At 64.1% G+C, this 12,175-nt stretch carries 8 protein-coding genes; all 8 read right to left on the bottom strand.

All coding sequences use genetic code 11. From position 1 onward, the window contains the following. Window positions 1-6: 6 nt before the first annotated feature. The 8 genes from ACOOFO_RS08640 to ACOOFO_RS08605 all read right to left on the bottom strand — a co-directional run bounded on the left by ACOOFO_RS08640 (window position 7) and on the right by ACOOFO_RS08605 (window position 12,174). On the bottom strand, window positions 7-819 hold the full coding sequence (locus ACOOFO_RS08640; RefSeq protein ID WP_420426380.1) for a CatB-related O-acetyltransferase: 813 nt from the start codon (window positions 817-819) through the stop codon (window positions 7-9). A gap of 24 nt (window positions 820-843) precedes the next feature. Then, window positions 844-1,692 (bottom strand): SAM-dependent methyltransferase, encoded by an 849-nt coding sequence (locus ACOOFO_RS08635; RefSeq protein ID WP_420426379.1) that lies wholly within the window; start codon window positions 1,690-1,692, stop codon window positions 844-846. Between the two features lie 65 nt (window positions 1,693-1,757). Further along, window positions 1,758-3,314 (bottom strand): hypothetical protein, encoded by a 1,557-nt coding sequence (locus tag ACOOFO_RS08630; RefSeq protein ID WP_420426378.1) that lies wholly within the window; start codon window positions 3,312-3,314, stop codon window positions 1,758-1,760. A gap of 166 nt (window positions 3,315-3,480) precedes the next feature. After that, complete coding sequence (locus ACOOFO_RS08625) at window positions 3,481-4,398, bottom strand: alpha/beta hydrolase family esterase (RefSeq protein WP_420426377.1); 918 nt, start codon at window positions 4,396-4,398, stop codon at window positions 3,481-3,483. Then, complete coding sequence (locus tag ACOOFO_RS08620) at window positions 4,395-5,261, bottom strand: alpha/beta fold hydrolase (protein ID WP_420426376.1); 867 nt, start codon at window positions 5,259-5,261, stop codon at window positions 4,395-4,397. The genes ACOOFO_RS08625 and ACOOFO_RS08620 overlap by 4 nt, the downstream gene beginning before the upstream one ends. Further along, window positions 5,258-5,560 (bottom strand): acyl carrier protein, encoded by a 303-nt coding sequence (locus ACOOFO_RS08615; RefSeq protein WP_420429702.1) that lies wholly within the window; start codon window positions 5,558-5,560, stop codon window positions 5,258-5,260. The genes ACOOFO_RS08620 and ACOOFO_RS08615 overlap by 4 nt, the downstream gene beginning before the upstream one ends. A gap of 9 nt (window positions 5,561-5,569) precedes the next feature. Then, window positions 5,570-7,174, bottom strand: a complete 1,605-nt coding sequence (locus tag ACOOFO_RS08610) for an alkaline phosphatase family protein (protein WP_420426375.1) — start codon at window positions 7,172-7,174, stop codon at window positions 5,570-5,572. A gap of 32 nt (window positions 7,175-7,206) precedes the next feature. Beyond that, window positions 7,207-12,174 (bottom strand): beta-ketoacyl synthase N-terminal-like domain-containing protein, encoded by a 4,968-nt coding sequence (locus ACOOFO_RS08605; protein WP_420426374.1) that lies wholly within the window; start codon window positions 12,172-12,174, stop codon window positions 7,207-7,209. Window position 12,175 lies beyond the last annotated feature (1 nt).

Below are 12,175 nucleotides of genomic sequence, written 5' to 3'. Positions count from 1 at the left end.
GGCACCCTAGAGGCTGTCGCCCTCGCCCGTTGCGGCCGGCGCGACCGTAAAGCCAGCCGCGCCTACGGATACCAGGTACTGCGGTAGTTCCAGCCGCGCAAGCCTGCCTGCGGCCAGCGCGTCTTCCAGATAGCTGGTGGTGTCCGCAGGCTTGCGAAAATCCACACAGTGCTTGTGTGGTGCCAGATCGTATTGCCACCACTGCAGGGCGCGCAGTCGCTCGATGAGGGCGTCGTCAAAGCGCATGCGCTTCACGGTTGCTGGCACGCCGGCGACGATGGCATAGGGCGGTACATCGCGATTGACCACGCTGCCCGCACCGATGATGGCGCCATCGCCGATGCAGACACCCCGCCGCACGATGACGCCCGCACCGATCCAGACTTCGTGCCCGATGCGCGTCGTCAGCGGCACTCCGGCGGTGTAGTGGTAGGCCTCGCTGCCGTCGGGCGCCAGTCGCGTGAAGTCCGGATCGTCATACAGATTCGGAAATTCCTCCGGCCGCGTGAAGCCGAAGGGATGGGTCGTGAACCAGTCGTGCGGGTGGTCAGGCGGGCCGATGATGGCGGATTCGGCGCACTGGAAATACCGCCCGGCCTGTACGCGGTAGAAGCTCGAACTGCCCCGCCCGTTGACGTAGCTGAAGGCACCAAAGCGGCAATGCCGAATCTGACGCGGACTGAACAACCAGAGCGGGCGTTCGTAATGCAGGCTGCCGGCGATGCCGCGGCCATCACCTGCGTAGAGGCCGTAATCGCGCAACTGCTCTACGCTCAGGCCTTCTTCCGGCGTTGAAGGCGCCATGGTCGTTTCGTTCACGCTTGCACCTGCTGGCGCTGCGCTTCAGGCGGCTTCCGGCTTGCGCGCGCTGACCAGCACATAGTCCTCGCCCGCGTCGACATAGGACTGCAGGCGATCGCACATGCGCTCGAAAGCGGCGCGCCGCTCTCCCTCCGAGCGCTGTGCGTACTGGCGCAGGGCCGCGATGAACGGGATGCGCGTCTGCTCGAGGATCGACTCGACCTGGACATCCTCGAAGCCAATCTCGCGCAGGATGCGGCTGTACTCGTCGGCGTCATAGGCGTTGACGGGCATGTCGAGGCACTGCCCGCTCAGGAACGCCCGATTGCCCTGCATGTAACGCTTGGGGTCGACGCCCCGCTTCGGAATCAGATCGGTGAGCGCCAGCCGGCCGCCCGGCGTCATGACCCGGAAAGCCTCCGCCAGGAAGGTGGCACGGGTATCGAAATGGAAGGCGCATTCGACGGAGACCACGGTGTCAAAGCTGGCGTCCGGGAAATCCATGGCCGTGGCATCGCCCAGTTGCAAGGTGATCGTGTCGCCAAAGCCGCATTGAGCAACATAGTCCTGCCCCGAGGTGATGCGCACATCGGTGACGTCGATCCCCACGACAGTGCGCGGCTTGTGGCTGCGGGCGAAGACCACTGGCCCAGCGCCATAGCCGCAGCCGACGTCGAGCACACGGGATGCCGGTCCCATCTTGGCGGTCGTGGCAACCAGCCGGGTCAACGCCTCGGCAGCGCCCTCTATGCTCTGATCCGGCTCGACCCAATAGCCATAGTTGGCAAAGGGCTGTTCGCCATAGAGATCACCGCGTGCCGTGTGCCGCGCCGTGTAATGGGCGATGACAGCTTCTCGGGGCGAATTGGCGGGCGTGCTGTTCTCGGTCATCGAAACGCTCATTCAGGTCATCCGTGGTGGTAAAAGCAATCCATTGCTTGCGTGATGCCCGACCTTCAGCGTTGTCCCGCGGCGCGCTCCAGCAGGTCGAAACCCTGGATCGTCGCGTCGAAGTCCCGACTGATGGGGCCAAAGGCGTTGAAATCCAAATCGCTTTGGTCGTCGTATCCAGGCCAGTGATGCCCACCGTCATTGACGGTGACAAGGAAGCTCCGGAATCCCCCCGGATTTTCGCACTGTGGAAATTGCTCGATGATGACGTCGCCAGCAGAGTCCCCTTCCACGGTGTCACGGGACACGACCGTTTCCTGCAGCGACCCGCTGCACCCGTTGTTGGGGGCAAAGACATCCAGGAAGAGACCCTCGTCGCTGCCGAGCACCGGGACGAGGGCGCTGAGCGCAAAGAGATCATCCAGCAGGCTCTGATTCTGCTCGCTCTCGAAGGAGTCGGCGATATCCGCGACCTGCGGGTCCTCGAAGCTTTCGGGCGCCACGTCTGTTGGCAGCCCGAGGCCAAGCGGGTCCAGGCTGCCGGGGCTCAGCAGCCCACTGAGCACACCAGGCCCACCACCGCCACGGACCGGATAGGTCAACCCGCCGCCATAGGGGGCGAGCACATCCACGGTGCCGTGCACCTGCACGGTGCCAACCGGCGCGCCATTCATGCAGGCCTCGGACTCCGCCGGGCCAATGCTTCCGGCCACGACCAGTGCCGCCTTGAACAGCTCCGGTCGCCGACAGGCAAAGCGCGCTGCATAGATCCCGCCGTTGGATAGCCCACTCACATAACGCGGAAGGCTCTCTCCGCCAAACTCGGCGAAGGCATCGAACATGGCCAACTCGATGTAGTCCAGATTGTCTTCTACCGACGCGAAGTCCAGAGAAAGACTGCTCACCAACCCGGATAGCGTCTCCCCATTCAGACTGTCGAACAAGGCGCCCAGCCCGCTTGCCGGCAAACCCGCTTCCTCCGCAGCCACGAGCAGTTCATTCTCGTCGCTGATGAGACCGAGCTGCGCCAGTGCATCATTGAGGGGCAGCCCCGCCAGCAGGTCATTCGTGTTGTCGGTCACCGTGCTTTGCGGCCAGTTGCCGGTGGGTGAGCCTGGCAGGATCACCATGACGTTGCGGGCCTTGACCAGTTCGGACTTGCGCATCAGCGCCGCGTAGGTTGCGGCTGCGGTCTGCGGATCCCGACCCAACTGACGGAAATGCAAGCTGACCAACACACTGCTGGGAGCTCGGTTGGCGGGCCTCAGCACGATGTAGTCCAGGGTGCCGGAAAAGCTGTTCTCCACGTCCGACTTCGAAACCACCTGAACATCCACGCCATCACAGGCCGGGACGCTGGTGAAACCAAAGCCGAGCTGATCCGGTTCGCTCCTGGGGCATTGCTCGAAGTAGCGTGGCGCGCAGTCCTCGCCGCTGTCCACTCGCTGGGTCGAGAAATCGCTCTGACAGCTGCGCGAAGCCGACGGCCCCGGTTGCGCCGTGCCGCCATCCGATGACCCGGGAGGTGTTCCGCTGTCGCTGTCGCTGCCACCGCCACCACCGCCACCGCCACCGCCACCGCAGCCAGCAAGGGCAGTGGCGAGCGCCGTCGCGACAAGCATTCGTCGCCATGCATGCGTGCGTGGGGCTGTCGATGTTGTTGGGTGTGTCATAGGGGTACTGCCTTGTTGTTATCGAGGGGTCGCCACCGCGGTGCGGATTGCTGCTTGCCTTCTCGTAGCCCGGTGCTCGCCCCGAATTGTAACGATTTCGTGTTGACCCAACGCCTTACTTACTCGATGAGAAGAACTGAAGAATTGTGGACGTCGCGTCGAAGTCCGATCGGTTGGGGCCGAGCAAGGCCTTGAAGTAGGTCTTGCCACCCGGCCACTGGTGTCCCACCCCATCCAGCACGCACCATTGCACGGGGCCTTGGCTGCAGCCGCTGCGCTTCTCGCAGCCGCCACCCAGGGCTGCCGCCTTGGCGACGTCGTCGTCGCAGCGATTGCGCTTGGCCAGCACCTTCACCTGATCGGCGATGGACGGCCGGAAGCTTTCCTTGAACATGCCGCCCTGCCAGGGAATGCGTTCATCCTGCTTGCCAACCACCAGCAATGCCGGGATGGCCGCGGCACCAGGGCAACCCTCGATCATCGGCCCACCGGCCACCGGTGCGATGGCGTCGAAGAGCGTGGGCGCATCACAGGCAATGCGGTGGGTCATCATCGCGCCGTTGGAAAAGCCCGTGCCGTAGACCCGATCACCGTCGATGCAGGCCGCATCGCCCAAGGTATCGACCAGCTTTTCGATGAAGCCGACATCGTCGATCTTCTGCTCCATGGGCTTGCCGCAACAGCTTCCCGCATTCCAGGCACGTGACACACCGTCGGGATAGACCACCGCGAAACCCCGTCGTGCCGCTGCTTCATCGAGCCCCGTCTGCTCGGCCATCAGCTCGCCCGTACCCCATCCCCCGTGCAGCGCCACGATGAGGGGCAGTGCTTTGTCGCCGGAAGCGGATTTCGGAACGTAGAGCCGATAGCTCCGGTCCCTGCCTTGGTGGTTGAGACTGCCCTGCTGGGCCTGATCACGTACCGCGCAGACATCCGCGGCAGATGCCGGGCCTGTGTTGACCGCACAGGCGGCGACACCAAATGCGAGCAATACACTGCCCAGGCTGCGCTTGATAGTTGTGTGCTGGATCAAACCGTTGTCTCCGTGCGTTGTTGTTCCAGAAAGTCTCCGACCCATTGCGCGACCACCGCAGCATGGCTCAGCGGGAAGAAATGCCCCGCGTCCGGGATCGTATGCAGCTGCGCGTTGGGCAGACATTTCACAAGCGCTTGCGCACTCGGCAGGTTGCGCGAATGTGCACCGTAAAGCAGCTGCACCGGAATATCGAGCGTTTGCAGCGCATCGCGATCCGCGCCGAGGCGTAGGAAGTCCTCGCGTGCCGTGGTCTCATCCAGCAGGCGGCAGAAGGCCTTCGCGCCGCGCTTGCCGCCCTTGCCATCGGCAAAGGGAGTGAAAGGATCGCGCTGACGCGCCTCGAAGCCGGCGACCCGAAGTCGGGCCATGGCCTCCAGAAAGGCAAAGCCAATCTGGCTTTCCTGATCCCAGTCGCGGCCATCGGCGCGGGCCACCTCGTCCTCGAAGGCGGTGAGATAAGGCGCATCGGCCAGCCACTGCTGCGGCTGCAGTCGATTGATGCGGGCATCCATCAGCACCAGCGCCTGCGGCGGTCGCTGCGCCATCACGGCGTGCTCCAGCGCAACCGAACCACCATAGCTATGCGCCACCACCGCCAGCGGATCCAGGCCAAGATCGTCAATCACGGCCTCCAGGTCCTTGGCCATATCGTCGGCGCTGTAGCCACTGGCGGGCATGTCGGAGTAGCCATGACCGCGCAGGTCGAACAGCGTGACCCGGTACCGCGCACGCAGGCTCTGCGCCAGATTCGCGTACCAGAAGGCGCGGTTGGTGGCCAGTCCGTGCACCAGAACCACGTCGGGCCCCTCGCCCAACTGCTGGACTGCAAGCCGGGTATCCCCGGCCTGCACGAAGCTCATGCGAACTGCTCGTGCAGGAAGTCCGCGATCTGGCCCACCGAGAGATCATCTACGTAGCGGCCCTCGTGCATCAGGACCTGCTCGAAGGGCAATTTGCGCTTGCCGAAGGCTTCTTCGATGGCGACCACCAGCTGGATGATGTCGATCGACTCGAAGCCCAGATCCTCCAGCAACTTGGTGTCGCGCCCGATGGGGGCCTCAAGTTCGGTGTCCCAGTCCTCGATGAAGTCTTCGAGTACATCCTTCAATCGCGCCAGGATGGCTTCTGGCGGTATTTCCGCTTGGGCTGCATTCGTCATGGTCAAGCCTTACTCCATGTATCCGAGCATTTGCAGCTGCTCGATGATTTGCTGCTTCTCGTTGTCATCCATTTCCTCGATGTCGCGCTGGCCGGCGGCGGCAGCCGTGGGCGCGCCAATGATGATCGGGTGACTGGCGAGCCATTCACGATCATAGAAAGGTTTCGGCACCTTGCCTTCCAGATCCTCCGGCACCGGCAATCCCAGGCTGTGCAGCAGCATGCAGGGGACGTCGGCAATCTGTCGACGCGGGCTCATGCCCCGCGCCGCGATCCCCTGGCCATAGGCCATCAGGATGCCGTCCGGGTGATGCGTGCCCGCCGGGCGTTCGCGCTTGATGACGGCCGGCTCGCGATGACGGATCGAGACGAAGCCGTGGTCGCGCAGCACCAGCGTCAGGTCCGCCGCGTATTTCATGTATGGCCCCGGGAACCAGTCCTCGCGCTTGAGCACATCCACGATGACCGGCTCTCCGTCCTCATTACGCAGCGCCTTGAGATCCTCGATGAGCTTGTCGCGGAAAGCGTCGTACTCCTCCGGCTGGATGCCTGGATCGCCTTCCTTTTCCGCCACACGAATGTGTACACCGTTGGAGCTCGGTGTACGGCAGTAGGCCAGCGTCTTGTCCCAATCCAGATTGGCGAAATCGGAGGCCTCACGCCGCAGGGCCTGCTCCGATCCATCCGACTCGGCCCAGGTCAGGTAGCCCAGATCACCGAGATAGGTGTTAATGCGCAGCTGCTCGAACTGGGCCGTGAAGCCGTGGTCCGAGCAGAAGAAGACGCGCGCCTCGGGTCCGGCGGTTTCTACCAGACTCTCGATGAAGCCATCGAGCTTGCGGAAGTACTCGACGCAGACATCGCGCATGCGCTGCTCCCACGGCGTGGGATTTTCCGGGATCAATGCCGGGTCGAGAAACTCCCAGGCCTGATGCTGGATCTTGTCGACGCCATCGAACATCACCGCCAGCAGATCGGGCTGCTCGTTGCGCAGCACATAATCGGCCACGCGATACCACTGCTCCTCGCGCGGCAGGTGGTAGCGCACCCAGTTCTCGGTGGAATCCTCGTCGAGGGCTTCCAATGCCTGCTTCTCGGATTCGAAATCCCAGGCCAGTTCCTTCGGGTCGAAACCGGGGATGTCCTGCTTCATGCGTTCGAACAGCTCCCGCGGATGCGTGTTGCGGCGCATATGCTTGGCCGGAATGAAGCCCGGCACACTGCAGCCATTGATGTGCTCGGGCGGGGGTGCCGACAGCGGAAAGTTCAGGCAGGCCACCTTCTTGCCCTGGCGGGATGCAATCTGCCAGATGGTTTCAGCGTCGATATCGCGGCTGTCATACAGCGTCCAGTAGACCTCGCCGCCCTTGTCCTCGGAACGAATGAAGTCGAAGACGCCGTGCACGCCGGGGCCGCGCCCCGTCTGCATCGTGGTCCAGGCCGGCGGCGTCAGCGGGTTCGGCGTACTGCGCAGCTTGGCGCGCGTGCCTTCCTCCATCAGGCGCTTCATGAAGGGCATCACCACGCCCACACCGGGCTGTTCGCTCGTCAGGTGATCGAGCACCGTGAAGGTACAGCCGTCGAGTCCAATGAATAGCGTTGAAGTCTTGCTCATTACGGGCAGTCTGCTTTAGCGGGAGTACATGTTCATGACTGCAAGGCGACGGATGCCGTCGTCTGCGCAGTCATGTCGGGAGAATCGGTCGTGGCGGCCAACGCCATCATTGCCTGGGCCTCGACGCGGGCCAGAAGCACCGACACCGTCTGCGCCCCATGGACGATGTCGACACTGCCATTGCCCTGCGCGTCCAGCGCTGCGCGCTTGACCTTCCAGTCGAGCGGGCGCCCGAGCATACCGGTATGCAGGGCCTTCGAGGTGGCTTCCTTCGCGGTCCAGAGTGCGAGGACGGTCGCGTCGGTGGCTCCTCCCGCCAGGACAAGATCCTGCTCGGAAAGCGCGCCCTTCGCCACGTCCTTCAGATCCACGCCTTCGGTTCGCTGGTAATCCACACCGGGGCACATGCCAGGAGGCGCCGCACATCCCACGGCGTGGCCGCGCGAATGCGCCAGACTGATCGCGGGCGGCAGGCGGCCATCCAGATGCGGACTGACTGCATAGGGCGCTCCATTCGCATCTTTGCAGATCTCGATATCGGCATTGGCCAGTGCAAGTCCGTAGTGCTCTGCAATCCATGCGCGAGCGGCTTCCTTCGCGGCGATGCGGCCGAGCAGCCATTCCTCGCGTCGGCGCCCTTTGGCGGGAAGGGCGTTGTACTGCGTGCGCTCGGCCCGATTCAGCGCCATGTGCGCCAGCATATTCTTCCAGATGCCGCCACCTTCTTCGAGAAACTGCGGCTCAAACGCGGGGACATAGCGAAGGACCCAACCCTCCGGAACCGCCATAGCCGATGTCGAAGAAAGAAAACGCGCCGTCGGCTCAAGACGATAGGCGTACAGATGCTCGGGGACCGAGAATTTGCGATCTTCCCAGCCCTCGGCCCGCGCCAGCACGGTGCCATCCGGCAGCACCAGATCAAAGGCCGCCGACAGCACATGATCACTGGTCATCGCCAAACGGCCGCGACAGAACACGCGCGTTCCCACGGGGGGCGTTTGCGTATAGACCCGGAAACGGTCCAGCTTGAACGGGAAGCAGTTGAATCCCCACGTATATTTCTCGGTCAACCAGTAGCCTGCCAACTGTCCGGCCGCATCGAGGAGTGCCGCATCAAACTGGAAGCGGGGCGATTGGGTGTGTGCACAGTAATTGTGGGTTGGCAGCACCTCCAGCTCCGCATCGATGGCGTCGTCCGACCAGCGCAGGATGCGCTTCACTCCCTGAAGGCGCGGGCCATGGAACATCCCGTGCTCATAGAGCTGCCCTTCGGGGTTGTTGACTGCGTCCTTCGATAGGCCATCGCCCCATGCCAGTGGCTCCGGTGCCCGCGGCAGCGTGGCTGCGAAGCGCACCACGCCTTCGAAGACCAGAAGACCGGTAGGCAACAGGCTGTCGCCCCGATCGAGGAAGATGCGCCCGGAAACGGTATCGGCACTTTCGCGCTGGACCGTGATACGCACTGGCAATGTGCCGTCGTCCAGTGAAAGCCAACGATGGCCACGGGCGCTGTCCATACCAGCAAAAACACGCTCGGTTCCCATCAGACGCGCGGCGGCCTCCGCAAGAATCTCCATGGAGAAGGTGAACGGAACCACCGGAACCGGACGCAGTTCGCTGTCCAGTCGCGATGGCCGGCCTCCAATGGTGTGGTCCTGCAGAAAGCAATCCTGCTCCAGCGTATAGACGCGCCGGATTTCCAGACCGTCTGGCGTCTCCTCGACCTCGCCCAGCAAGGGGAAGGCACTGGCGCTCGCCGATCCCTCTGACGCCCCTGCCCCCTGCTGTGGCGTCGCCGGAGCGGCGCCGGAGGCCGCAGCCCATACGCGCTGCTGCTGCGCGAGGAAATCCTGCATGAGTGCGAAATGGCTCTGTACCCATGCCGCACGGGGGTCGCTGCCTGCTGCGGCCGGCGCGGGCGTCGCGGTCTGCGTCGGAATCTGCGACGGGCCCTGCATCGCCGCAGACGGCGCGCTGGCCGTCGCTCCGGCGTCCTGCTGATGCTCGGAGGGCGACTCGGCGGCTGGCCCCGAATGCGCAGCGGCTTCTGGTGTGGACTTCTGCGCTGGAGCCGCTGCGGCTTCAGCGAGCGGGGGCGCCGGCAGCAGCTCGGGGCTGAAGCGCATCGCCGGCAAATGCAGGTTCAGGTGCATGACCGGCCGTCGCGCTGCCTCGGGCACTTCCAGCGTCACCTCCGCTAGATCGCGATGCGCGAACAGTGCCGATGGCGTCATCGGGCATCCCACCGCCCACAGCTGTGCCATCGCACTGTGGAAATGCTTCACATCGGGTTGGCGACGACTGTTGGTCGCGATCGAGACGATGTCATCGCGACCGCGCAGGATATCCCCGACAAAGGCCGACAGATTGGCGCTCGGCCCCACTTCCACGAACACGCGCACGCCGTCGTCGTACAGCCGCTCCACGGTTTCAACAAAGCGCACCGGCCGTGCCCACTGGCCGCAGGCGGTATCGCGGATGGCATCAGGCTCCTTCGGGAATGGCGCCACCGTGCTGCAGCTATAGAGTTCGGCCTCGCCCACCTGCATGTCGACATTGGCATAGAACTGACGGAATGCCTGCGCCACCGGCTCGAAATAGGGCGTGTGATAAGCCCGCCCGAAAGGCAGCTCGGCACAGATGCCGCCGGCAGCGGTCAAACGCTCGTGCGCGGCACTGACATCCTCAGCCGCGCCGAAATACACCGCCTGATTCGGACAATTGTCCATGGCCAGCGTGAGGCGATCAGCCAAATCGCCGAGCGCCTGCTCACGCGCCTGGGCATCCAGCGCACCGACTGTCAGCAAGCTGCCGGTGTGGATCCGGCCCTCGGCCTCAAGCTCGCGGTAGATGACATTGAGGTCATGTGCGATTCGCCCCAGTGTTTCCATGTCCTGGGCGCGCATCGTGTTCGAGGCGACCAATGCACTGTTCTCTCCGGTGGAATGCCCGACCATGATCTCGGGCACCACGCCTGCCTGACGCAGCAGCCCGAACAGCGCCTGACTGGCCGTGAACACCGATTCGGAGGCGAGGTCCATCTCGAACAAGGGACGCTCCAACTCCGCGCGCTGGTCGGCGTCCAGCCCGTTGGGCGGCGGCAGAATCGCCTCGCTGGGGCGGTAGTCGCGCACATCGGCGAAGGTGCGGTCCAGGAAATCAAACCAGGACCGGACCTGCGGATAGGCCACCGCCAGATCCGCCAGCATGCCCGGATACTGCGCGCCCTCTCCTGGAAAGATGAAAGCCACGCGCCCCGGCACTGCGCCACTGCCAGCGCTCAGACCGGTGCGTGTGCGGAAGTCGGTCTTGCCTTCGGCGATTCGCTCACGGGCCTTGCCAATTTGCTTGATGGCATCCGTCGCGTCGGCTGCCACCAGCGCGAGGCGTGTCGTGGCACCGGCAGCGACTGCCGCCTCGGCGCGCTCCGCCAGGGTCTTGGCAAGCCCGCCCAGTGAAGGCGCCGGCTGCGCCTCCAGTCGTTGGATCGCGGCATCGACGACCGCCACCAAGGCATCAGCATCCTCCGCAGCGAAGACCAGAAGTTCGCTTCCGAAGCCGTGCCACTGGGACGCAGCGGGAACACTGACCGCAGAGGACTTGGCCTGTGGCTGATACTCCTCGAGCACCACATGCGCATTGATACCGCCGAAACCAAAGGCGTTGACCCCGGCGCGACGAGGGGCCGCCTGGCCATGCACCCAGGGTCGTGTTTCATTGTTGATGAAGAAGGGCGTCCGCTCGAGGTGCAGCTCCGGGTTCACTTCATCGCACAGCGTGGGTGGCAGCACCTTGTGGTGCAGAGCCAGGGTCGCCTTGATCAGTGCCGCGCTGCCCGCGGCCGGGATACAGTGCGAGATCATCGACTTGACCGAGCCCAGCGCCACGCGCGGCGCCTTGGCGGTGCGCGCGCCGTAGACCTCGGACAGGGAAGCCACCTCGGTCTGGTCACCCAGCTTGATGCCGGTTCCGTGCGCCTCGACGAGCCCCACCGACTCGGGATCGATGCCTGCGGAGGCATAGGCCCGCTTGAGCGCCAGCACTTCACCTTCAAAGCGCGGTGCCAGCAGGCCCTTGGCGCGGCCATCGCTGGAAGTCCCGATGCCTTTGACGACGGCATAGATTCGATCGCCATCAGCCTCAGCGTCGGCCAGGCGCTTGAGCACCAGCATGCCAGCACCTTCGCCGAGCAGCGTCCCCCCCGCCTCGGAGGAAAAGGGCCGAATGCGCCCGCGGCTCAAGGCATTGATCTGACAGAAGATCATGAACAACTGGGGTGGCGTGTGGGCTTGTACGCCACCCGCCAGCACCATGCTGCAGCGCCCTGAAAGCAGCTCACGCGCTGCCAGTTCCACCGAAATCAGCGATGAAGCACAGGCGGCATCAATGATGTAGTTCGGGCCCATCAGATCGAGCCGGTTGGCGATCATGCCCGTGGTCACATTGGGTACCAGACCCGGCGCCATTTCCGCATTGAAGGCAGGAAGCTGCGCCTTGAGCGCGTCGCGCACGCGCTCGATTTCGTCGTTGCCAAGATCCGGGCGCGCGGCACGCAATGCGTCCAGCGTCTGATCCACCACCATGCCGTGCTGCATCAGCGTGGTGTAGCCACGATTGATATAGGTGCCCCGCCCAAGGATCACACCCGCGCGTTCCGGGTCGTAGCCACCGCGACGATAACCGGCGTCCGCCAGAGCATCCGTGGCGAGCTTCAACGCCAGGTAGTGGTCCGGCTCCCCCCCATCGATGGACGACGGCATGATGCCGTGCTCGGCCGGGTCAAACTTCGCCAGATCGTGGAGAAAGCCCCCCTGATTGGTATAGATGCGATCGTTGCGCGATGTTTCAGGGTCGAGATAGGGCCCGGTCCACTCCGCATCGGCTGCACCGACGGCGTCGACCTTGTCCAGAATGTTCTGCCAGAAGGTCCGAACGTCCCCAGCGCCGGCATAGCAGCCGGACATGCCAACGATGGCAATGTCACCCGCTGTTGCTGCCATA

The organism is Algiphilus sp., assembly GCF_965216485.1.
GTDB lineage: Bacteria > Pseudomonadota > Gammaproteobacteria > Nevskiales > Nevskiaceae > Algiphilus.
The sequence above is the reverse complement of the archived record's forward strand: the minus strand, read 5'-3'. Positions and strand labels throughout refer to the sequence as shown.

Bases quoted from the DNA above. Each gene is read 5' to 3' on its own strand.
- ACOOFO_RS08635 (WP_420426379.1), bottom strand. From the start codon at position 1,692: ATGACCGAGAACAGCACGCCCGCCAATTCGCCCCGAGAAGCTGTCATC.
- ACOOFO_RS08630 (WP_420426378.1), bottom strand. From the start codon at position 3,314: ATGCTTGTCGCGACGGCGCTCGCCACTGCCCTTGCTGGCTGCGGTGGC.
- ACOOFO_RS08620 (WP_420426376.1), bottom strand. From the start codon at position 5,261: ATGAGCTTCGTGCAGGCCGGGGATACCCGGCTTGCAGTCCAGCAGTTG.
- ACOOFO_RS08615 (WP_420429702.1), bottom strand. From the start codon at position 5,560: ATGACGAATGCAGCCCAAGCGGAAATACCGCCAGAAGCCATCCTGGCG.
- ACOOFO_RS08610 (WP_420426375.1), bottom strand. From the start codon at position 7,174: ATGAGCAAGACTTCAACGCTATTCATTGGACTCGACGGCTGTACCTTC.
- ACOOFO_RS08605 (WP_420426374.1), bottom strand. From the start codon at position 12,174: ATGGCAGCAACAGCGGGTGACATTGCCATCGTTGGCATGTCCGGCTGC.